This is a genomic window from Bacillus mexicanus, from assembly GCF_050445615.1.
Classification (GTDB): Bacteria; Bacillota; Bacilli; order Bacillales; family Bacillaceae; genus Bacillus; species Bacillus mexicanus.
In genome coordinates, this window is the sequence record NZ_JBCEYV010000003.1 from 136,632 (window position 1) to 159,130 (window position 22,499).

Below are 22,499 nucleotides of genomic sequence, written 5' to 3' on the forward strand. Positions count from 1 at the left end.
TCCTTAATGATAAACGAACTTTATCTCCCTGGGCCAAAAAACAAAAAAAGCCTTATGATTCTCAAACAAATTCCCCCCAGGATTATTAAAAAAGACTTTCCTCAACAGGAAAGTCCTTAGTCTATAATATGTATATCATCAGTATAAGAAGAGTTAATACTCAATTCTTTCCCTCAATCTTAACAGGATTATCTTTTTCTAACATCTTTCCAATAATGGTATAATCTTTACCAAACTGCTTGTCTTTAAGTCCGCTAACAACTACTTCTAACTCGCTTCTTACCTCATCCAAAGTCAACGAATCATATCCAAACTCTACAAATTGTTTATGTTTCACTTCAACACATTTGTTTAATGGCAAAGTGACTTTTTTATCTTATAATCTTGCTTTGATTCTTTCCAAAATACTCTCTCCTTTTTGTGTATTCTTTTCTGTTACTATATAACAAAATTTTTAAAAATTGCTTAAAAAAAGGAACCGCAACTAGTTCCTCTTTATAGGTCACCTTTATTCTCTTTTTTCTTAGTCTTAGTCTTTATCTCATTTTTGTTTAGAATGTTAATTATCGACTCTTCAACTTTTTTAGGAGATTTTTGGATCTCCTGATAGGTCGCAATCCAACCTTCTTCTTCTGTATAAATTTCGATCATCGGATCATCAACTCTTCTTGCATCAACATAAGCTTTTGCCACTTTCTCTACATTAGTTGTAGCCAATACTATATCGCGATCGAGATAATCTTCAATTGTAAGAATAAATATAGCCTCCACATCGTCCCCTCCAAACCCTATTAATTTATTAGTTTATTATATAGGAAAATAACAAAAAAAGTCGAACGGCTTCCAAAACTTTATGCAACAACTTCATCCACACAAAAAATGCTCCTTAATTTACATTTAATTTAATTTCAGGGACAGTTCTTAGCAAAAAACTGTGGTTTCACAATAAAAAAGACCTTGGTATCCAAAGTCTTTTTCAATAAACTATATTTTATCGAATATATGATTTAAATTTTCATATTCAATTTCATTATTAGCAACGTTGAAATAAACAAAATCACACTTAGTGCAAGCTAATCCTTGTGTGTATAATTCAAATTCCTCTTTAGATCTTTTTTCTATCTTGTTTAAAGAGCCAGTTTTTTTGTTTACCAACCTTTCTTTGTTGAATCCATATTGTTTCCAAAATTTCAGTTGAGATTTACAATTAGGACATTCATATCTCAAGTTTCCTATGCTCCTTCCTTATTAATTTTATGAATTTGAAAAAAATATTACTAAACATATCTTTTTTATGTTTTTATATGATAATCCACTTTTAGAAATGTAGAGAAAAAAATACCTATTTAGTTCAATATCTAAAAAACGCCGATTATTAAAATTGATTTACAAATCTGATTTTTCCTCTTGATAACAAAATTTGAAATAATAAAACATAGCATCAATTTGGTTATCGTTCATTTTTGTTAAATTAGGCGTTTCAATGTTGTCGCTATCGGTTTTAAAATGTGTCCACGCTTTACATATGAATTTTTCTTTTTCAATCCGGTTCAAAAATTATCATCCCTTCTCTATTAAAACGAAGTTCACTTCGACAGAAAAAAACAAATGAAAGAACAGGCTGCTGACACAGCTTATCCTTTTTCGTTTTACTTTTCCGAAATTGAATAGTTTTTTACGTGTTCAGAAATAATTTTCATTCCCCGCATCTCCTTGTATCTTTTTTATGCTTTTATATGATAATCCACTTTTAGAAATTAATGGAAAAAATATCTCATTAAACAATAATATGTTTTATTCCCCCCAAAAATTGTATATGCTATTATCATATGAACAAGAATAACAACACAACTAACATCAAAAAGGAGTTATCAATATGAACCGATTCATTCTAAAACAAGGGGACAAATTTATTAAATCGATTTACTGGACAGCAGGAGTTGTACCATCCTTTCAATTCGACAAATTCGAACAAGCCGAAATCTACAGAGAAGAATATTTTGATGTGTTAATTGAAGGTACTGGGAAAACACGTAAAGAAGAACTTTTGGAACAATACCCAGACATAGAATTCCTAGAAATGAAAATAACAATTTGATAACGATATATAAATAAAAACCATAGTTAAGAGAAACTGTGGTTTTTTTAGCAAAGAATTACAAACCATATCACCGTCAAAAAAGTCACTCTTTACCCTCAGAACCTCAGAAGTAATGTACTTTCAGTAGATTTACTTGCTATTAGCTGTCCAATACCGTTCAGTAAATAACTTAAAATCATCTTATGTAACCAGTCTATAATACGAATTTATTTCTCTTTTGTTCTTTCTGTTATAAATAAAAGAACAGGCTGGAGACAGCTTGTTCTTTTTTGTTTTACTTTTCCAAAATTGAATAGTTTCTTTCAAATTCATCTTTTGGCACCTTGTATATAAATCCAGATTGTTCCCTTATGATATAATCACCTTCTTTTAAATCCACGTATTCAGCTGGGGGTCTTAATAACCCGCCGATGTAATAACGACCATCCTTTGCAGTTTTTCCAAACCATAGTTCACTGAACATTGCTTTATCACTAACATCAGGAAATTGATCAGGGTTTTCACGATATTCTTTTTCTATGAATTGAAAAGCTTGCACATTGGTTATTCTAGTATATGTTTTCATATGTACTCTTTACCTTCCCCCATCAAGATTTTTGTTTTATAATTCAACTATATTATGTTGTTTGAGATACATATACAAGCGTATTTCCTTTGCACTTAGGGCAACTTGTGTATCTCCCTTTAACAATTCCCCCATCTTTAGCAACTACTTCATTTAAATCTCTCATTTTCAAGCTATCGCTTCTACCAGTAGTGTATTCGCATTTTAAATTGGAACATTCAAAATTAGATACCATTCCGTCTTTTTCTTATATTGTAAACTTAAGGACTGTTATTAATCCTTTTGTTTATATGTAATTCGGCTAAAGAAAGTTTATTCTTCTAAAACAATGCTGTCTATATCATTTAAAATTACTTTTTGTTTACAAGACCAACACATTAATGCACACTCGGTATAAGAATGTATAATTATTGAAAACTTTTTATTTAAATCGTGTCGTTTATTTATTTCATTTTCAAAATTGATTTTGTTATTGCAAGAATTACAGATGACAGTAAATCCTGTCATAGTTGTTCACCTTCTCACTCGCTCTTCAGGATTTAATATAAATATTTGTTTATGAAGCATAACTATGCAAGCAAGCACGAACTACTCTTTCTCCGACTCTTCCTCAAACACTTCTAATTCATCTTTCACATCTTTAACGAACCTATTTCTTGGACCTTCAGAAGCATAATCACAATCCTCACCACAAGCAGGACAAGCGCCTTCTACAGCATAGTTTCCTTGTCCCAACGTGGAAAAACAAAACCACACTCTAAAAAAGATCTCCTATTTTCCCATCACTCCGCGCCCTCCCTTAATGCTTTAGAAATCTTGTCTGATACCGAATGATATGCTTTGTATGCTTTATGATCGGGTTCGAAGTCATTGGCATTCTTGTAGGGTTCAATGAAATCAATTGGCTCTAGGTTATCCAAACACAATTCAATAAGTTCCATTTCTTCTCTGGTTAGATAAATCGCTTTACCTCTCCCTTTAGCAGACACACTAAACACTCTCCTTATTTTCGGACATCTTATACTTCCATCACTTCCATTGCTAATTATCCAACCTCTTTGAAGTAACCTATCTTTCTATAAACCTCAATTACTTCATCTATGCTTTGGGCACTATCAAGCATTTCAATATGATCTTTAGTTAAAATATATTTAACGACTTTTGGTTCTGTATCACCGTAATACAATCCATATAAAGTTACTGAGTTTTTTTCAAAACCTGTGTTTCCAAAAACAATGTTTCCTTCCACACTTATCAGTCCTTTTACCAAATCGAGTTTTTGTTGAAATTTTTTATCTAACCAAATATATGTCATATAATCACCGTTTCTTATGTTTGTTTTACTGAGTTATATTTGCAGTTTATTATGATTAAGTAATTTAAGTGAAGATCGATTAACTATGTAATACTATTCACTCGATTCGACGATATTGTTTTTCTACAATCGCATAATCATACTTATGATTACTCCCAGCGAAAAGTCTAATCAATTCTTCCACTTCATCGTCATTTATTTCCTCATCAAAATCTACAATGAATTGCTTTTCCTCAGTAAATGGATCAGAACGCACTACAGTAAACAATGCATATCTGACTTCTAAAGTTGATTCATTCACGACTCATTTCCCCCCTAGCCAGTTGGGATCAACAATTATCATCTTTATCATTTGAAGCAAAAAACTCCTTAACCATCTTTAATCTTGGCTAATTACACCGACACACTGGATGTCATCTCTTCCTCTGTTTTTTTCAAATTATATCCTCCTATGCACTCTTGAGTGCAAGTAATCAACGTACAACACAAAATTAGCTATATTGGCATTCAGTAGATCTTATCACTCTACCGTCAGGTAACTGAATTAACATTAAGAAAGGTTCTTCCATATCATCGCGAATAACTTTTCCTGTAAGAGCATTATTTGCATCGTAGTTGAAGCTAACTTTAACTTCTTCTCCTAATAAATCACCCTGTTTTGGAAATTTATCAAAATCAACATTTTTATGAACACCCATATTTCATCTTCCTTTCAATTTGTTTTTTCCACTGGAGATTTCACATTTCATTTACATTTTGCTAAGTGTTGATTTTCTTTTTTTAACATCTCCTTAAAATATTTATCTTTGTTATTTTATCGTATGTTTTATTCTAGTTAGAAAAAAAATAAAAATCCTATTCATAAAGAATAGGATTAATTCGTTTATTAGAAATTTTCTTCTGACACATTCCGGAGTTTTTCTTCAGCATCCTCAATGTATTTTATTAAGGCTTTCTTCGTCGTTTCATTGCCCACTCCATACCTGCATTTCGGACACAAGTTGTTTTTGAAACAAGAATTACAAATACAGGGTGGTGCTCAGGGATAACTTTTGCTTTAATTTCTTTAAATCCAATTACATATTCTCTTCCGTAAATTTGTTGTTTTCATTTCCAATTTTGCACTTTTTAATTGATACCTTAGAATATTTTAATCGTTCTATTATGATAAACTTTTGCTTTTCTCAATCTCCTCTAATTCTTTTGCGGCTTTGTTCATCTTCTCTTCTGTCACTCCATACTTGCATTCTGGGCACCAATTGTCTTTGAAACAAAATCCATAATAGTCAGGAATAACATTCTTACACTCTACATTCGGACAAACTTTTGCCTTAATTTCTTTAAATTCCATTTCGCCTGTATTTGATTTGGTCAGATTATTAGGTTTTTCATCTTGTGTTTTTGGCAGTTTCTCAATTCCATTACCACAATTGGGACACCACTCTATACCAAAAGAAGAATTGTGATATTCAGGGATGACATTCTTACACTTTGGATTTGAACAAACCTTAGCTTTAATTTCTTTGAATTCCATTTAACATTCTCCTCCGTAAATCATCTTGTTTTGAACATTATATACATAAAAATCTCTCTTTTATTTAAAAAAGAATTTATTTTATTTTAGTGAACACAGAAAATATACAAGTTGTTTATGTATATTGCATCTTTACTAAACCACACGATAAGTATTCCTTCTGTGTATTCGCCAAATTTCACAATGAGTCTTCACCTGTATAATATTTTCTCCTGGCCATCTCAAAGAGAAAGAAACTAATTAAACTCTCTGGCGTTTCAGTTAATGGTACCCCTATTTCTTTTTTGTAGCTATTAACAACTCTTCTAGTAAGACCGTTCTTCTTTAAAGTTCCTGTCTTATTGTAATGCAATATTTCGAAAAAGATCTCCTCTAGTTCTTTATCAGTCAGGTTTTTTAAATAATTCTCTAAATACATCATTTTCAACTCCTTGATGAAATTATACCAAATTCCCTAGAATATAACATTGGAGAATATGAAATTTCATCCAACTTTCCTAAAAAACTGATAAAATAAAAGAAGTAAATAAAAAGGAATGATTACATTGAATCTTATTCACGATTATGAAGAAATGCCTGATCTATATAGGTTTATATACTTTCGTATACGTTTTTTGACAGGGACTGACTTACACAAATTTGTTTCTAAAGTTTTAAAATCTATTAACAAAAGGAAAGTTCCCTATGCACTCCAGGGTGATATTCCACAAGAATTCATCGAGTATATCGAGTCAGGCGTATCGAAAAAAGAAATCGATCTTATTGCTCTATTGCTGGAACATAAACACAATGGTTCTGACATTATCCCACAATACGAAGACTTTTGTCATTATGTCACTAAGACAAAGACATCGACAACCATTGAAGTTAGAAAGAAATTAAAGGAACTAGTGTTGGATACACCATTTATGTATGCTTTAACTAAGGAGCAAGTAAACAACATCAAAGATCTGTTTAGCTCGATTAACATCGAGGATATTCTTAAAGAAGTAGACGATTTAGTTTTTCAAGAAAAAGAAAGACTTAGAAACAGCAAAAAAGAAGCCCCCCTACTGAGAAATTTGGACATCGAGGTGAGAAAAAAACTTAACGAGATTTCACCAATAATCCTGGACGAATTTGAACGCAGCAAAACCTTCTTCTCAAAAACAAGGTTTTATAAAAATAACATCGGCTTTTTCGTAACCTCTCAAATAGGGAAAGATGGCGAGGTATTAAATGAATTTCTTAAGAGATCTAATAAATCAACACGCCTTATGATAGATCTTGATGATGAAAATGAAAATTATTTTATCACTTTCTCAAACCTTGACGATGCTGCTTTTATGGAGAGTTTGTTGTATCAACCATTCTTAAAGGGAACTTTAGAAATAATAAAAATTCTGGGTATTCCAATTCAATTGATTATTTCACACTGCCAATACAAAGATGTACCTCTTAAAAAAATAAATGAGGCGAGCATAAACAGATGTGGAGATTATCCAATGGATCTTCGCACAGGTATATATAAATCAGATTCTTATCATAAAGATTCGATCCGCTACGTCATTAATCATTTAATGAAAGAGACACAGTTCGACTCAGAATTGTATTTGGCAGCTTATCTATATTTAAATTATTTAGAACCGATGAATACTTATATAGACAAGAGAAAACGTTACCTTGAGCAAATCAATATTACTCTTAATCCATATGAATTTAAGGCTAAAAGAGAAGAAATACATCAAGGTCTACTGCTAAGCGGCCAAGCGAAAGTAAAATGGAAGAATGAATTAGAATTATTTAAATTAGTATCTCGACATTATCCAGATGCAGTATATCAATACAGAACTGATTGGCTAAACAATCAATCTTTAGATATTTACATCCCTAGTTTAAGGATAGGCATAGAATATCAAGGACAACAGCATTATGAGCCAATTGAGTTTTTCGGAGGAAAAGAAGCTTTAGCCTATAGACAAAAGTTAGACAAGCAAAAATGCGAAAAATGCAGGGATAATAATGTTAAATTGATACACTGGCACTATCAAGATGTTATCTCTAAAACAAATTTAAAACGGAAAATTGATGAAAACTCAAAATGAAAAACTTAGTTTAAGAAATGGAGATACATACGAATTTTTACAGAGGAACAATCTGAAATATGACAACTTGAATCATTAATTTCAGCCGGAGTTCCTGAAGAAAATATCTTTATCGATAAAATGAGTGGAAAAACTTTAATCTCTCAGCTTTTCAAAAATAAAAAAAGAAAGTCTAATTAGGTCGCACGATCGCTTATATGATGTTGACGGTCTTGAAGCATTTGATTCTCTATATTTTCAGGACATAGTCAACTAAAACAATAAAATAGAGAGATTTCTCTTTATGCCGTAAGCAATTTTAAAAAAGCATATCAAAACTGATATGCTTTTGTTATTTATAGATACTTTTTTGGATCGTATCCAAATACTTCCTCGATTTTTTCTAATGACCAACCTTGGTCCATTAATTTGCTGACTGTTGTTTTCCTTTCGCTGTATTCTTTTTGATCTTCGGCAGCTTTTATTCGATTTGCTTCATCTGTTATTTGTTTGAAACGAGCATCGTACATCTTTATTAATTCAGGATCTTGTTTAATGCGTTCTACCTTTTCTTCGGCTTTTGAAATGATATCGTCCATTTTTAGAACCTCCTCATATAATTCGGCGTTTTTTCAGGCCTTAAAATAATAACCAGCGATGAAATTTATCATTTAGTGAAAAGTCTCCTTCACCTATTTTCGGCATTTCTATTTCGGATTTTTTGGGAGAGGAATCATCTACTCAATTTATTTGAAACCCATTAATTGTTATAGTCATTAAAATGATATATAATCAAAATTACCATTTCGGGAAACATATTTTCAAAAGATAATATTGATCCTGGAGCGGGAAATATAGATCTTAATGAATATCTAAACAGAATGGAGCCATTTAAATGAACCAAAACACATTGGGTAATTTAGGAGAGATTAGACAGTTACAAAACCGTTTAGCATTAAAAAGAGCTAAATTATCGTCTGTTGAGTTAAATGATGAGGAATTAAACAAAATTGATGAAATGCTGTCAGATTTTCATACCGTACTTAGAAACTTATCCTTAAATAAAAATGCATTGAAAGATTATCAATTTGGGGGTTTAATAAGTGTCTTAGAAGATATGAAGAAAAAGAATTATTGATAAAACAAACATTTTTAAACAAATAAACGAAACAGAAACAAGAAAAACTTATAAAAATGACGTCTTAGAAGAAGCTTCAGAGATCGATTGCATTTTTTCGGATTTTAAAAATCATTTAAAAAATTGTGGTTACAGCGACAAGGTAATTAAAAATACTGCTGAAATCCATTTTGGCATAGAAAAGGATAAATAATATACTAATATATGCGTTAAAGGGAAGCCGATCGGCTCCCCTTTTTGTTTGCTATTCATACTTTTTCTAACTTATGCCCTTCTCTCGGGTAAATGTTTCTCTTGCATCAAGTTTCATATGATCTCCCTTATTGCTTTTTAAAAAAATAAAGAGATGGACTAATGTATCCACCTCTCAATTGTTCAATCAATCATCGCTACTTAAGATTCCTAATATGCGGAGAAGATTGATAAACAAGTTAATAAAATCTAAATACAGTGATAAAGCAAGAAGCGGCACATCTTCTTCAGTAATATGCATTCTTTTCATTTGATTGAAATCATACACAATATACAGAGAAAAAACCACTGCTCCGATAAAAGAATAAGCTAACATTGCTGCTGAAGTTAATGGAACAAAGATTCCAAAGATCCCTACAAAAATCATTGCCAAAACTGCAACCAATAAGAATGTTGATAAGAAAGATAAGTCTTTCTTCGTTTTAGAACCGATCAAAGCCATAACAGCAAAGATTCCAAACGTTGCTCCAAATGCTAACAAAACAACTTGAGCCCCTGCCATTGATGCGTAATGACTCACTATTGGGTATGTTGTAACACCCGAGATAACTGAGAATAAAAAAGTAAATGTATAACCAACAGCTTTTCTACGTCTTAACCAAAAAGCAGCAATAATCATAATCAATTCTGCAATGGCAAGCGGTATCATAAGCGCTGCCGGTACAAACTGGCCGATATATAATCCAACCGTGGCAATAAGTAATGTCACAACAAAGGTATATAAAACCTTTTGAAACATTGATCTATTTTGTGTTGATAATGCTCCTAACATAATTATCCCTCCTCTAGTTCCTATATTATATTTTCAATTTAAATATTTTCTACCTTTTAAAAAAAAATAATATTATTGAGTTTTAAATTCAAAAGAAAAATCACCTTTTTTCTTTTGAAGGGTTAAAATGAAAATATGTTCTAAATTGAAGGAGCCTACTACTAATGAACAAATTATATGAATTCCTTACGCACTCTCTGTTTTTTAAAATTCCTGCGATTATCATCATAGGTCTGGTTTTCATTTGTGTATTCAAAATTTATTTCCATCTGAGTTTATTTTGGTCCCCATTATTTCTTTTGATCATAGCTTTATTCTGCATTTTGACTTTGTTAAAGAAAATCGCAGGAAGAGACTAGACTAAAACAACAAACTATAGATTATGAAAAGCCTAAATCTAATTAACTACAGAGAAACCCTCGCGTCATTCTCGGCTAATTTTACAACTTAAACCAACATTCCTGTTGGTTTTTTTATTTGAACAAAAGGAATTCAGTTAAATTTCAATCATTAGTTATACATACCAAACTTATCCATATTTTTCTTAGACGAGGAGGGATAAAGTTGGAAGAGCGAAGAAAGAAACTAAAATTCTCTCTTTGTTTTCGTTGCTTGAACCGATTGGAAGCTTTTTATGATCGGCAGAGAAAATTAAAAAAAGAAATGAAACAGCATTTTTCTAATCTAAAAAAACGAAGAGAAGTAAAGTTTTCTGAACACGCAAAATCAAAAGATTTTATAATCAACAATAATTTGACCGAAGAAGAAATAAAAAAAATCTTATTTTCAGGACACCCCATTGAGCACCAGAGCATACCTTATCGAAATGAATGCAAAATTATTTTCAAGGGAGGCAATTTTGATAAAATACCTTTACATATTGTGGTCCTATTTAATGAATATGAAAAAATTCCAACGATCGTTACTATTTATAACCCTAAAAAACAGGCCTGGTGGAAATGGAATAATTCATATACGAAACGAATCTATTTAAACGAGTTCAGGACCTGTTGCGTTCACCCCTATGACTCTGAAAACGCCTACGATAAGAAACATCATAATATGCCTCATCACCCTCTCTATACTTGGAAGAACCGGATAAAAAGAGATAACGATAATACTTAATTGGTTAAAATAAAATAATACATAATATAAATTCTAAATAGTAAAAAGCCCTTCTAAAGAAAAGGGCTTTTATCTTCAATTAATATTAATGGGTCTCGTATTTTTTGCTACCCCTTTTATATTCAAAAGGGAAATTAATGACTGCTGACGCAACATCGGCCAACATAGATCCACTTACTAAAAATAAAAAGCCAATCTTTGCACCTAAATTCATCGTTCCAAACAAATCTAAAATTAAATTTGCTTGATCTTTAATATTATCTGGTAATTCGAATTTATCTGCGTGTTTAATCACAATTTTAGATATTTGTATAACCAACATCCCAAAAGACAATGTCAGCGCAATTATCCAAGTAAGGACAATCATCAGACTTCTCCCCCCTTCACTTCAAGACATTGTACTATAGTTTCTTTTTTCTTTGGAAAAAAGAAAAACAAGGCAATATATAGAATGATTAAATGGATTTAATTTCGGGGGTGATTTATTTTGCTTTTATCTACTATATTTAAATGGATATCTGGCATTGGAGAGGCTATATTAGGAATACCCTTCTTAGGGGGATTATATATTATAGCGAATGGGTGGACACCGCTATTTGTAATGTTTGTTGTCCATTTAATAACACTTTTTTTCTCACTCAAAGATCGAAAGAAAGTAAGTGGAAGCATTTTAGGGATTTTCACTTCTTTAATTGGATGGATTCCCGTTCTTGGTATGATAATGCATCTTATTACAGCAACTTTTCTTATATTAGACGCATATGTAAACGTAAAAGAACGTTCTTCTAAATAAACAAAATCTATTTAATCTTTCAAAAGCAAAAAAACCTGCCTATAAAAACAGACAGGTTTTTTTGCTTTTGAACCAAGAGGTCAAATTCTTGATTACCAGAGGTGATCCCCAAACGAGGATAACTCATTATAACATACTGAAATTCTATTGCTGCTGTTATTTATAGGAAAGATTCTGAAAATTTTATGTAAAATCTTACAATCCTAATTTTTCTATTGTTATTAATGTTAGTTTATCCATTGAATTGTCTAAACCAATTTTAAGTTTAATTAATTCTTCTTTGAAATATTCACTGATGATATTCAATACAACCATTTTATATTTATATGAAACCGTTCCAAAAATATTCTCGTACCTTTCACTTTTTTCAGTTTCAAGAGGCAGCATCAAAAAAAGTTTTTTGAACAAATTCTCTTCTTCTGTTTCATCCACAATGATTTCTAATTCATACCGATAATCAAAATGGTCCGCCACATACTTTCCTGCTCTATAACAATTAATGTGCAAATCCCCCCATCCTTCAATATTAATTTCATTTTCATTAAGTTTCCAAATCGTCTTAAACATCTTTATTATATCTTCTTTCCTTACCCTGATACTTAGATCACAAGATGTTAAGGAAGACTTATAATAACTATTTATTCTTTCAGATTCACCCCATTTTTTGTCTGCTTCTATCATATTTTTTAGTTCGTTAAAATACAGATTTAGTTTGGGTACTATTTTTGCTCTACTTTCATCCACTCTCCCCACGATATACTTTTTCTTTATGTATGCAACAATCTCTCCATACACTTCCTCAATCTTTACTTCCATAAGACCTAACCTCTTTTGCTTCAACATTGTTATACAACACAATATATTATGTGAAAATGAACAAAAATTCAATGAAGATTGTATGTAAACTGATATTTCTTTTCTAAACCATTATAGGAAATGACATAGTTTTTTCTAATATAGCAATAGAAAGAGAGGCAATCTTATGAAAGATCTATTATCATTATTCAGTTTACAAACACAACAAAACGCAATTGACTCTTATATGGAAGGAATTAAAGGATACATTTCAAATACCAATGTCATACCGTTGAGCATTGGATTACCAAATAAACAATTATTGCAAAAAGAACAATTCCTTAAACATATACAGTCATTGTTTGATATGGGAACTGACTCATTTTTTAACTATGGAGGCGCGAAAGGTCTTGAACCTTTAATATCAACTATCTCTAAAAGAGAAAACATTGCCGAAGATCATATAATGATTACCACCGGCAATACGCAAGGAGTTGAATTGAGTTCTAGGTTATTATTAAATCCTAAAGATTCTTTTGCTTTTGAGCAATATACATATTCTCAAGCTCATTCCATTTCTCAACAATACCAATTAAACGCATTTGAAATACCGCTCTATAATGATGGCCTAGATATTGAATACTTAGAAAATACCCTTTCATCTCATACCATCAAAGCCCTCTACATAATACCCAATGCGCAGAACCCCACAGGTATTACAACGTCCTTGGAAAAAAGAAAAAAATTAATTGAATTGGCTTATCGTTATAACTTTATGATTTTAGAGGACGATCCTTACCGCGATTTGATATTTGACGAACGCCTTCCTTCACTATTTGAATTAGATACACAAAAAGAAAAAGTCATTTATATGCACAGCTTTTCAAAAACAATAGCTCCAACACTTAGAACAGGATTTATTCTCGCTCACCCTTCTTATATTGAAAAGTTAAAGCAATTTAAGCAATCGACTGATTCTTGTACCTCCCCTTTAAACCAAATGATTGTTTATAAATTTCTTCAATCAGATGAATGGGAAATTTCATTAGAAAAGCAAAGATCATTTTATGAATCAAGAAAAAATATAACGAAAAAATTCATTAATCGAATGTCTCACAATTATAATTGGACCGGTAACGAACCCAAAGGTGGCTTATTCTATTGGGTAGATACAAACACCAAAAATGTGCAGGATTATTTAACATTAGCAGCCGAAAATGGAGTTATTTTTATTCCGGGGAATGCTTTCTCATTAAATGATTCTGAAAACACCAAGTTCCGCTTGTGCTTTTCATATGTAGATAATAAAGATCTTGCTACTGGATTTGAAAGGCTGGAGGAAACATTTACACAGTGGAAAAATCAAAACCAATCACAAAAAATAAATAGTCAGGTTCTTTAATTCTTCCACTTTTGTCAATATAATTAACCGATATTAAAAAGGAGTGTTACTACGAAGTGTATATTCTTATGTCATTTATTGCCTCAATGCTTCTTCTTATTGCAGGTATTGAAGTGTTACGAATACGGCGAGGATTCAAAAAGGATCTTAAAATAAACCACCCAAGTAGAGAAACAACCTTAAGTGATAAGTTTGAACAGCCTTCAACTCCCACACTCATTAAAACAGCAAACAAGGATCGTTATAAAAATTTAAAGAGACGTGAAAACAAAAATGCGTCTGCAACAGCTTCTTCTCAAAATTCAGCGGACTTGCAAAGTTCGTTAACTTCTTTATATATTTTCGAAAACGAAATGACTAATGATCATTGCCGAAGATCCCCTTCTCCTGACCATTCAATACATAAAAACTATTCCCATAACCAAACATATACTCATTCTCACCCCATCCACAACGAAGATGATTATTCCGGAGATAACAGTTACCATTCATCTAACTATACAAATAGTGTTTCTGATAACAATCATAACAGTTCGAGCAGCTATGACTCGGGGGCAAGTAGCTTTGATTAAATCTAAATGAACAATAAAAACAAAAAAACGACCTGAATGGGTCGTTTTTTTAGTAAGTAAATAAGAAAAGGAGGGAAAATTTTGGCGTAACTATTAATACAATGTAATTGTACTATGAATTTATATGTTTTTCAAGAATTATATTTTTTTCAAAAAAATAAATTAAAAATAAAAATACATTAAAAATTCAATGAGTAATTATGTAACACGAAAAGCAACCTATTCTTATATTATTTTTTTTACAGCGAATATATCCCATTCTTAAAGAATAATATCTAATAGAAGATCAAAGGAGGTTTTATATATGGAGAAGGAACGACATAAATATCGTAGCTGGACCGACGAAGAAGATTCAATTGTTAAAGACGTTGTTTTTGAAAAAGTGAAAAATGGAGAAACACAATTAATTGCTTTTGAGGAATTAGGCGAAAAATTAGACCGCTCCCCTAGTTCGATTGCGTTTCGATGGAACAGCAAATTACGCAAATTATATAAAGATGAGTTTAAGAAAGCGAAAGAACTACGCAAGCTCTCTGGTTCGAATGCTTTAGATAAAAAAGAAGTCGGCGTTTTTACAAATTCATCTTCAAAAAAGCTTAGATTACCTAAAGGAAAGCAACAAAATAAAGTAACTTTGAGTTATGATGATGTGATTGCTTTTATTGAAGAAAAAAGAAATCTTGATGAAAAATACGATACATTGCTAGCGGAACACCAAGAATTAAAAGAAAAATTTCAAAATGTTATCGAGGTTGTTAATAAAATTAAATAATTCAAAAAATAACAGGTCGTTGGGCCTGTTATTTTTTGTTTTATATTTCATTCCCCATAAAAAATGCATCATTCGTAACATACTTGTAATACTCGTAACCGTTTCTTATTGATTTTTTCGTGGGTTTTTATATTTTTTGTAGAATATAATTATCGTAATTAATAATAACAACATAAAAGCATATACAACTGGAGGCATACATAAATGAAAAAAACTTTTGTTATTACCGGTACTATTTTAAGTTCACTGTTTGTGAGTACATCTGCGATGGCAGCAACGCCACACAAAGTTCACGAAGGAGATACTTTATATAGGATTTCAAAGAAATATAATACAAGCGTTGAAGAGTTAAAGACAATAAATCATCTAACTTCAAACCTAATTGTCCCTGGACAAGTTATCAAGATTGAAAAAGAAGATGATAAAACATATACAGTAAAGCCCGGTGACTCTTTAAGCAAAATTGCAAAAACACACAAGACAACAGTAAATAAATTAGTTCAACTCAATCCGGACATCTCCAATCCAAATCTTATAGTAGTTGGTCAAAACATTCATTTAGCGGGTACAAGCAAATCTAATACTACAGTATCAACGTCTTCTAGCAGTTCAAAACAATCAGTATCGCACGGATCCTATACTGTTAAGTTGGGTGATACTTTGTATAGAATTGCTCGGGCTCAAAATACTACTGTTGATGTTTTATTATCTTTAAACCCTCACATCAAAGACGAAAACAAAATTCAAGTTGGACAAGTTGTGAAAGTATCTGGTGCTGTTGTGAACACATCAAAGAACAAACCATCTTCTACAACTTCCACTACTAACAAAACAAACAAACAAGTGAAAAAGAATACACAAAGCACCCCTTCTTCAAGCAATACTATTACAAAAGAAGAAGCTAAAACTGTACAAAGTTCAGCAAACGAAATTACAAAAACGTCATCAACTGAAACAAAAACAACTGCCACTAAGCAAACAACCGAGACTAACCAAAGTCAATCCAATCTTGCTGATAAAGTCATCGCTGCTGGAGCAAAATATTTAGGAGCACCTTATTCATATGGAGCGAGCATTAATACAACCAGCAAGTTTGATTGTTCTTCTTTCACTTTAAGAGCATTCCAAGAGGGAGCGGGAATTTCTCTTCCACGTACCTCAAGAGCCCAAGCGTCAGCTGGAACGACTGTGTCTTTAAATTTACTTCAAAAAGGCGATTTATTATTCTTTGATACAGATAAGGACGGAGTAATCAACCACGTTGGTATTTATACTGGCAACGGCCAAATGATCAATGCATCAACCTCTCACGGCGTTTCTTACGCTTCCTTAGATAATACTTATTGGAAACCACTACTTGTTAAAGCCGTTCGAGTTTTAAACTAATACATATGAAAAAGACACTATTTCTTTTAAATAGTGTCTTTTTTTAGTGTGTACTTATTTTTGAACCAGGAAACCAAAATTGCTTTCTTCAATTTTATTTTGTATTTTTTCTTTTTTGCTTAGCTCTTCGTTTAATTCTTTAAGGAATGTTTCATACCCTTTTTCAAGTTCGTTCAGACTATTTTCATCGACAAGTGGACCATCCGATTCCTCTTTTTTATAATCTTTAAATTTCTCATAAAAATTAACCATTGGTCGCAAAGTTTCTTTTAAGTTATTTATATCGTCGATTTGTTCTTTCGTGTCTTTTATAGTTTTTTTCAGATTAATAATATACTCCAATGCATTGTATTCGTTATATAAAGGCTGATCATTACCTGCTTTGACCTTTAGCCACTCGAGGTCCTTTTTATCTTTATATACGGAGTCAGCTAATTTTATATTATTTTCAACATCCGATTCTTTTATGAATCCACTACTACCTTCTGTATGATTTCTTAACAACGTATTGAAATACTCGTTTCGAGCCTCATACACAGAATGAAACCCTGCTATTACAGAGTTATAAATCTTTTGTACCTCTTCGTGAGATTTGAAATTCTTCTCAGTAGGCTTGTACAAATCCAATTGCTCGTCAACAGGTCTTAAACCACCAGGGATATTACCGGTAGTTTCTTGAGATATTAATTGCTCAATGAACTTTTGTTCTTGCGCTGTTACTTCAAAATAATTTTCCTTATTAAATGATTCATTTTTATCTAGGAAAGTGTAATTGGAGTAACCGTCTACAGCCATTAATAAACCGTTTTGTTGAATATATTTAGTGACAGAATCATATTCGAAATTTTCATTCGGGTAATATGTAATAGTTGAGTACGTATATTGATTGCTTCCTTCTTCTTTTTTCAATAATTTGAATTTATAATTATTATCTTTCGCAGCCGCTTCAAAACTTTGGTACTGTTCTTTGTTTTGAAAATGAACCATTACTTTTGGAGAAATTTCTTGGTTTTCTTCATTGGCTTTCTTCTGCGATACCGTTTCTTTTTTTGCAGATGTTGAATTTATTTTTTCATTAGATTCTTGATTACCACACCCTGCCGCAGTAAACATCATTAATCCTGTAGCTATCAAAAGCGCTTTTTTCATTTTTCTTCCCCCAAAATACTTTTCAATCACCTGTGTGTTTTTATACTTCAGCTTTTAATTTACTGCATCGGTTACCAACATCCAAAAGACCCTTGAGTTCCACTTTTCAGCTAAGTCGTTAGCATATAAATTGCATATCGATTCAAACTGATTAAAGTCTTTTCCATTAATTAATTCTATTTTTTTATTTCCGCTTTCAGAAATGAATAATACTTCTTCATTAACCTCATTCCAAAATTCTTCCTTTATTTTTGCTAGCATCGACAATAGTTACCTCTCCCTTCTCAATTTAATTAGTATACCATAGCAATCTTTGGTAAAGAAATGTTAAATAACTATTTGTATTGTTTCGCTTACTCAATTTTACCCCTGTCGGATATGTTTTCTTCCAGAGTGTTTACACCCACTCTTCTCGAAAACCTTTATAGTCGATTGTTTTGTTTTCTAAATCAACGTGAGCTCTACTTCCGTCATAGTCTCTATAGATGTCAATGTCATCTTTATCAGTGTACAAAAACTTGTATCCATCCTCTTTTAACAATTATCGGCGAGAATTCCCCTTCTATAATCTTTGATTTAGGAGGGGATGAATCGCTTTTTTTTATTTGTTTCAAGCTGTCTTGTTGCAATGTTTTAGTAACCTTTTATAAAATAAAACAGAACATTTGTTTCGAGGAGGTGACGGATATGGCCCAAGTTAAGAAAAATAAAGCTTATAAATTTAGATTGGTTCCAACGGAAGAACAAGCTTCAATGTTCGCTAAAACCTTCGGTTGTGTTCGATTTGTCTATAACAAAATGTTAGCCGAACGAAAAGATACATATAAAACTTATAAAAACGATAAAGAAACGCTTAAAAAAATAAAAGAACCTACACCGGCGAAGTATAAACCCGACTTCCCTTTCCTAAAAGAAGTGGATAGTCTCACTTTAGCAAACGCGCAAATGAACTTAAAAAAAGCTTATCAAGCTTTTTTTAAAGGTAATGCTAAGTTTCCCAAGTTCAAATCTAAAAAACATAAGCAAACATTTACAACTAACGTTGTGAACGGAAATATTTTCTTAGAAAACGGCCATATCAAGTTACCTAAAATCAAAACAATGATTAAATTAAGACAGCACAGACAAATTCCGAAAGATCATACCATTAAGTCTGTGACTGTTTCAAAAACAGCCGCAGGTAAATTTTATATTTCTATTTTGACGGAATACGTTACAGAGACACCGGAGGTGTCTATTCAAAATGTTCTTGGTTTAGATTTCTCAATGACAAACCTATTCGTAACAAGCGAAGGTGAAAAAGCCAATTACCCTCGCTTTTATCGAAAATCGCTAGAAAAACTAAAAAAAGAACAACGTAAATTATCTCGTCGCAAAAAAGATAGCTCCCGTTGGGAGAAACAACGCCTTAAAGTAAGCAAACTTCAAGAAAAGATCGCGAACCAAAGACGAGATTATTTACATAAAAAATCTAGAGAGCTGGCCAATACATTCGATTGCATTGTGATCGAAGATCTTAATATGCAATCAATGTCTAAAGCCCTCAACTTCGGCAAAAGTGTTTCCGACAACGGTTGGGGTATGTTTACTACATTCTTAACATACAAGCTCGAGGACCAAGGAAAACTGCTTATCAAAATCGATAAATGGTTTCCATCATCTAAAAAATGTTCTAAATGCGGCGAGGTTAAAGAAAGCCTCCCCCTTCCTGAACGTTTATTTGAATGCGTCTGCGGCAACATTATGGATCGAGATCATAATGCAGCAATCAATATACAAGAAGAAGGAAAAAGACTCCTACAAAACATTGTAGCAGCCTAATTTTATATATATATATATATATATATATATATCATAAGCCGTCGGAACCCAGGTTATAGCTCGGTCCATTTCGAACCATTAGGTTCGATTACCCGAGAAGATGCCCCATCTATAATGGGTGCATACCCATTTAGGTGGGGAGGTTCACGATCCTCTATAGGGCTCAATAATTTTTTAGATTATAGCATAGATAATTTCTTCATTTGTTAAAAAATCAATATAACTCGTTTCTGTCTACAAATGTTTCTGTTACCTTCACCACTTCGCCATTATGAATAGATGCGATATGTCGAACCTCATCTAATTTATCTAATGAGTATCGTTTTCCATTTGAATAACTGAAGGGATTATCCTTGAATTCATATTTAAATTCTTTTCGTGGATCTTCTTTAGAAATGATTTTAAGATATTGTAGAGTGTTTTCTTCTTTCTTATTATCAAATTCTCGCTCTTCAACTACTTTCACAGCTGTTGAATATTCCACTTGCATCAAAGCATCATTTAAAAATTTGGTATCGTTTAAATCAATTCTAGTGGTATCTTTATAATTAAACTTATTTTTGAGAATCTCAAATGCCCATTCTCGATATGGAGTTTTTTCTTCTATTGACTTAAAGTATTTTTCCTTATCATCTTCGTTTTTCATCTCAATTAATTTGAAGTATCTAATCTTCACTATTCCTTTTCCAAAAGCAATATTCCTGAAGTTTTTGCTGGTTCCCTCTGAAATGTCTTCTATTATTTTTTTGAAATTATTAATGCTCAAGTTTCACATCTCCCCATAAGTTTTTAAATATGACATTGTTTACGTAAAGATTTTGCTAATCAAAACATTTTTAAGACTTAAAAAAAAATATGTTATATGAGAAATAGTGTAAAAAGAAAATTAGGAGTGGATATTATGACTGCAAACAAGATAAAAACGATTATTGATAAGCACATTGAGTACGGTAGAGGCAATTATAAAGTTATTGATATGGCACCAGGTAATCATAAATGATGCAATATTTGCTGATACCACTGAAACGGTTAATCTTTACCACGTTGGAAATGAATAAACACATTATTATAGAGCTAAGTCGCTTTTAATGGCGACTTTTTACTATGGTTCTAACCGCTTCTATCGTCGAACAATTGGTTAGGACAGGACAAAAGCTGTTGTCTTACGTGCCAACACATACCCGAACACTCCTCTAACATAAACGGCATTATACCAGTGTGTTTAACATTTAATCAAATAGGCATCCATACGGAAACAGCAAAACATAATTATTAACATATATCTTACTTTACTATTACCTTCTGTTCAAAACATAAAAAGACCTTTCTACTGAAAGATCTTTTGTATTAATCAAGCTTTATTCAGTTCAAATACAACACGATTACCTGAAAAAGTTACATTCATTTTTTTATTTTCCTTTTTATCAATCATAAAAGAAAGCTCAAATTCTACATTTTCATTCTCAATACATTCAGTAAGTGGTTTCAGATCACAGAAACGAGACTTCCCATCGGTCATATCTACATTAGATTTACCAACTGTTTTATTGAAGAATGTCATTTTCAATCGGTCGGAAATAGATGATTCTTGTTTTTGAATCTTTAAAGACTTATCATCTTCAGCAGTTACCTCATCTGATGTTTCATTTGAATTTAATTCCCGTCCTTTTTCTTGCACTTGGGGATCAACAATGATCTTAATTTCCGGATTCTCTTCTTTGTTTTGTTCTGTTTCTGAATTTTTGTAACCCGCTATTTTAAAACAATCTTTCATCGGCAACTCAAACAAATTTGAAAACTTTAGAATCAATGATTTGTTGGGGATCTTCTTTCCGTTTTCTATGTTAGATAAAGTTGAAGCCGATACTTCAAGTTCTTTTGCCATTTTTGCTAGCGTATAACCATACGCCTTCCGAGCTGAAGCAAATAATACATATATATTTGAAATTCCCTCTAAATCGATTTCTTCCCTTTCTTTATGTTTGCTTTTTCTCTCTTCTAAATCAATTACATTCTTGTCTTTTTTGTTTTCTTTTATGACTTCATTTACTTTCACTTTGTGGGACTTACTTTTTAAAACCTCATCTAGATCTAAAGAAAATTCTTCTGCGAATCGTCTAAGAATATTTTTACCAGGTTCCTTTCGCCCAGTCTCTATCATTGATAAATATGCTCCATTAGCGTTAATACGCTGGGCCAACTCTTTTTGAGAAAGTTTGTTTTCCAATCTCACTCTTTTAAAAAGTTCCGCCGCTTCACTTAATCTTTTTTCTCCCATAATCATTACCTCCGTTTTTTTAATAACATTCTGGTAAAAGAATTATGATTTTATACCTCTTTTTTTAAAAAAATATTTTTTTAAAGGCTAACAATAGTTATAACATAATCAAGATAATAAAGGAGGTGTTATTTTGGAAGCTTTAGTACTTATTTATTTTCTTCTTTTTATTTTATCTCTTGCTGCCTATGTTTTATCTTCTTACGCCTTTATGGTTATGGCCCAAAAAGCGGGAGTTAAGCACGCTTGGTTATCTTGGATCCCTATCGGCAATATGTGGATTTTTGGGGAATTAATCAGTCAAAAACTAGGGAAGAATGCAGGATGGAAAGTTGTTTTAGCTACTATCGTGTATATTGTAGCTATATCTATCCAATCAGATATTATTGCCGGTATTTTTGCTCTTATCTTTACGATTTTTAGCATTGTTATTACTTACTGGCTGTTTAAAAAGTATTCAGAAAAACCTGTACTTCATACCGTCTTATCTGTTCTTATTCCTTTTTATTATCCGATCGTGTTATCAGTAGTTATGAAAAACAAACCAAAGGATATTTAAAAGAGGCTTCCCTAGCCTCTTTTAAAAGCTTCGAAAACACCTAAACTCTTTTTTAAAAGGCTGTTTCGAAAAAAATATATTTAAACAATTCACAATTTATCCGTATA

30 protein-coding genes are annotated in these 22,499 nt (G+C 31.7%); 11 read left to right on the top strand and 19 right to left on the bottom strand.

All coding sequences use genetic code 11. The features are described 5' to 3' along the window. Positions 1-160: 160 nt before the first annotated feature. The 3 genes from AAGG74_RS15400 to AAGG74_RS15410 form a co-directional block, all read right to left on the bottom strand. Complete coding sequence (locus AAGG74_RS15400; RefSeq protein WP_429676100.1) at positions 161-337, bottom strand: hypothetical protein; 177 nt, start codon at positions 335-337, stop codon at positions 161-163. Between the two features lie 158 nt (positions 338-495). Then, a complete protein-coding gene (locus AAGG74_RS15405) occupies positions 496-771 on the bottom strand; it encodes a hypothetical protein (protein WP_429676101.1) in 276 nt (91 codons plus the stop codon). A gap of 615 nt (positions 772-1,386) precedes the next feature. Beyond that, positions 1,387-1,554, bottom strand: coding sequence for a hypothetical protein (locus tag AAGG74_RS15410; protein WP_429676102.1), 168 nt, complete (start codon positions 1,552-1,554; stop codon positions 1,387-1,389). Between the two features lie 322 nt (positions 1,555-1,876). Here AAGG74_RS15410 and AAGG74_RS15415 point away from each other — a divergent pair, with 322 nt between their 5' ends. Beyond that, entirely contained in the window at positions 1,877-2,098 is a 222-nt protein-coding gene (locus AAGG74_RS15415; RefSeq protein WP_429676103.1) for a hypothetical protein, read from the top strand. A gap of 277 nt (positions 2,099-2,375) precedes the next feature. On the opposite strand, the gene AAGG74_RS15420 is transcribed toward AAGG74_RS15415, so the two are convergent. From AAGG74_RS15420 to AAGG74_RS15450, 7 genes are all read right to left on the bottom strand, one after another. Further along, complete coding sequence (locus AAGG74_RS15420; protein ID WP_429676104.1) at positions 2,376-2,666, bottom strand: hypothetical protein; 291 nt, start codon at positions 2,664-2,666, stop codon at positions 2,376-2,378. A gap of 782 nt (positions 2,667-3,448) precedes the next feature. Continuing rightward, complete coding sequence (locus tag AAGG74_RS15425; RefSeq protein WP_429676105.1) at positions 3,449-3,655, bottom strand: hypothetical protein; 207 nt, start codon at positions 3,653-3,655, stop codon at positions 3,449-3,451. Positions 3,656-3,711: 56 nt separating this feature from the next. Beyond that, entirely contained in the window at positions 3,712-3,981 is a 270-nt protein-coding gene (locus AAGG74_RS15430; protein ID WP_429676106.1) for a hypothetical protein, read from the bottom strand. A gap of 97 nt (positions 3,982-4,078) precedes the next feature. Further along, entirely contained in the window at positions 4,079-4,282 is a 204-nt protein-coding gene (locus tag AAGG74_RS15435) for a hypothetical protein (RefSeq protein WP_429676107.1), read from the bottom strand. 190 nt (positions 4,283-4,472) lie between these two features. Continuing rightward, entirely contained in the window at positions 4,473-4,679 is a 207-nt protein-coding gene (locus tag AAGG74_RS15440; RefSeq protein ID WP_429676108.1) for a hypothetical protein, read from the bottom strand. A gap of 464 nt (positions 4,680-5,143) precedes the next feature. Next, on the bottom strand, positions 5,144-5,515 hold the full coding sequence (locus AAGG74_RS15445) for a hypothetical protein (RefSeq protein ID WP_429676109.1): 372 nt from the start codon (positions 5,513-5,515) through the stop codon (positions 5,144-5,146). Between the two features lie 178 nt (positions 5,516-5,693). After that, positions 5,694-5,936 (bottom strand): hypothetical protein, encoded by a 243-nt coding sequence (locus tag AAGG74_RS15450; protein ID WP_429676110.1) that lies wholly within the window; start codon positions 5,934-5,936, stop codon positions 5,694-5,696. 124 nt (positions 5,937-6,060) lie between these two features. Here AAGG74_RS15450 and AAGG74_RS15455 point away from each other — a divergent pair, with 124 nt between their 5' ends. Continuing rightward, entirely contained in the window at positions 6,061-7,599 is a 1,539-nt protein-coding gene (locus AAGG74_RS15455; RefSeq protein WP_429676111.1) for a hypothetical protein, read from the top strand. 335 nt (positions 7,600-7,934) lie between these two features. On the opposite strand, the gene AAGG74_RS15460 is transcribed toward AAGG74_RS15455, so the two are convergent. Beyond that, the gene (locus AAGG74_RS15460) at positions 7,935-8,177 is read right to left on the bottom strand and encodes a hypothetical protein (protein WP_429676112.1); all 243 of its coding nucleotides are present in this window, start codon (positions 8,175-8,177) and stop codon (positions 7,935-7,937) included. Positions 8,178-8,473: 296 nt separating this feature from the next. Between AAGG74_RS15460 and AAGG74_RS15465 the strand changes: the two genes are divergently transcribed. Next, positions 8,474-8,716: a hypothetical protein gene (locus AAGG74_RS15465; protein ID WP_429676113.1), complete on the top strand. Its 243-nt coding sequence runs from the start codon at positions 8,474-8,476 to the stop codon at positions 8,714-8,716. A gap of 379 nt (positions 8,717-9,095) precedes the next feature. On the opposite strand, the gene AAGG74_RS15470 is transcribed toward AAGG74_RS15465, so the two are convergent. Beyond that, positions 9,096-9,740, bottom strand: a complete 645-nt coding sequence (locus tag AAGG74_RS15470) for a Bax inhibitor-1/YccA family protein (RefSeq protein ID WP_429676114.1) — start codon at positions 9,738-9,740, stop codon at positions 9,096-9,098. Positions 9,741-10,304: 564 nt separating this feature from the next. Between AAGG74_RS15470 and AAGG74_RS15475 the strand changes: the two genes are divergently transcribed. Further along, positions 10,305-10,865, top strand: coding sequence for a hypothetical protein (locus AAGG74_RS15475; protein WP_429676115.1), 561 nt, complete (start codon positions 10,305-10,307; stop codon positions 10,863-10,865). Between the two features lie 85 nt (positions 10,866-10,950). Here the strand turns inward: AAGG74_RS15475 and AAGG74_RS15480 are convergent, their stop codons facing one another. After that, entirely contained in the window at positions 10,951-11,232 is a 282-nt protein-coding gene (locus tag AAGG74_RS15480) for a hypothetical protein (protein WP_429676116.1), read from the bottom strand. A 120-nt stretch (positions 11,233-11,352) separates the two neighbouring features. Between AAGG74_RS15480 and AAGG74_RS15485 the strand changes: the two genes are divergently transcribed. Continuing rightward, complete coding sequence (locus AAGG74_RS15485; RefSeq protein WP_429676117.1) at positions 11,353-11,658, top strand: hypothetical protein; 306 nt, start codon at positions 11,353-11,355, stop codon at positions 11,656-11,658. A gap of 195 nt (positions 11,659-11,853) precedes the next feature. Here the strand turns inward: AAGG74_RS15485 and AAGG74_RS15490 are convergent, their stop codons facing one another. Further along, complete coding sequence (locus tag AAGG74_RS15490) at positions 11,854-12,474, bottom strand: hypothetical protein (protein WP_429676118.1); 621 nt, start codon at positions 12,472-12,474, stop codon at positions 11,854-11,856. 166 nt (positions 12,475-12,640) lie between these two features. Between AAGG74_RS15490 and AAGG74_RS15495 the strand changes: the two genes are divergently transcribed. From AAGG74_RS15495 to AAGG74_RS15510, 4 genes are all read left to right on the top strand, one after another. Next, complete coding sequence (locus AAGG74_RS15495) at positions 12,641-13,855, top strand: aminotransferase-like domain-containing protein (RefSeq protein ID WP_429676119.1); 1,215 nt, start codon at positions 12,641-12,643, stop codon at positions 13,853-13,855. A gap of 68 nt (positions 13,856-13,923) precedes the next feature. Beyond that, a complete protein-coding gene (locus tag AAGG74_RS15500; RefSeq protein WP_429676120.1) occupies positions 13,924-14,427 on the top strand; it encodes a hypothetical protein in 504 nt (167 codons plus the stop codon). Between the two features lie 304 nt (positions 14,428-14,731). Beyond that, on the top strand, positions 14,732-15,199 hold the full coding sequence (locus tag AAGG74_RS15505; protein ID WP_429676121.1) for a hypothetical protein: 468 nt from the start codon (positions 14,732-14,734) through the stop codon (positions 15,197-15,199). A 204-nt stretch (positions 15,200-15,403) separates the two neighbouring features. Then, on the top strand, positions 15,404-16,585 hold the full coding sequence (locus AAGG74_RS15510) for a C40 family peptidase (RefSeq protein ID WP_429676122.1): 1,182 nt from the start codon (positions 15,404-15,406) through the stop codon (positions 16,583-16,585). A gap of 54 nt (positions 16,586-16,639) precedes the next feature. Here the strand turns inward: AAGG74_RS15510 and AAGG74_RS15515 are convergent, their stop codons facing one another. The 3 genes from AAGG74_RS15515 to AAGG74_RS15525 form a co-directional block, all read right to left on the bottom strand. Next, on the bottom strand, positions 16,640-17,734 hold the full coding sequence (locus tag AAGG74_RS15515; protein WP_429676123.1) for a hypothetical protein: 1,095 nt from the start codon (positions 17,732-17,734) through the stop codon (positions 16,640-16,642). 54 nt (positions 17,735-17,788) lie between these two features. Next, complete coding sequence (locus AAGG74_RS15520) at positions 17,789-18,001, bottom strand: hypothetical protein (RefSeq protein WP_429676124.1); 213 nt, start codon at positions 17,999-18,001, stop codon at positions 17,789-17,791. A gap of 130 nt (positions 18,002-18,131) precedes the next feature. Next, positions 18,132-18,275, bottom strand: coding sequence for a hypothetical protein (locus AAGG74_RS15525; protein WP_429676125.1), 144 nt, complete (start codon positions 18,273-18,275; stop codon positions 18,132-18,134). Between the two features lie 146 nt (positions 18,276-18,421). Between AAGG74_RS15525 and AAGG74_RS15530 the strand changes: the two genes are divergently transcribed. Continuing rightward, positions 18,422-19,555: an RNA-guided endonuclease InsQ/TnpB family protein gene (locus AAGG74_RS15530; protein WP_429676126.1), complete on the top strand. Its 1,134-nt coding sequence runs from the start codon at positions 18,422-18,424 to the stop codon at positions 19,553-19,555. A gap of 214 nt (positions 19,556-19,769) precedes the next feature. Here the strand turns inward: AAGG74_RS15530 and AAGG74_RS15535 are convergent, their stop codons facing one another. Together AAGG74_RS15535 and AAGG74_RS15540 are read right to left on the bottom strand one after the other, a co-directional pair. Next, entirely contained in the window at positions 19,770-20,321 is a 552-nt protein-coding gene (locus AAGG74_RS15535) for a hypothetical protein (protein ID WP_429676127.1), read from the bottom strand. 585 nt (positions 20,322-20,906) lie between these two features. Further along, a complete protein-coding gene (locus AAGG74_RS15540; protein ID WP_429676128.1) occupies positions 20,907-21,833 on the bottom strand; it encodes a helix-turn-helix domain-containing protein in 927 nt (308 codons plus the stop codon). Between the two features lie 133 nt (positions 21,834-21,966). Here AAGG74_RS15540 and AAGG74_RS15545 point away from each other — a divergent pair, with 133 nt between their 5' ends. After that, positions 21,967-22,392 carry a hypothetical protein gene (locus AAGG74_RS15545; RefSeq protein ID WP_429676129.1) on the top strand — a complete coding sequence of 142 codons (426 nt, stop codon included), beginning with the start codon at positions 21,967-21,969 and terminating at the stop codon, positions 22,390-22,392. The last annotated feature ends 107 nt before the right edge of the window (positions 22,393-22,499 follow it).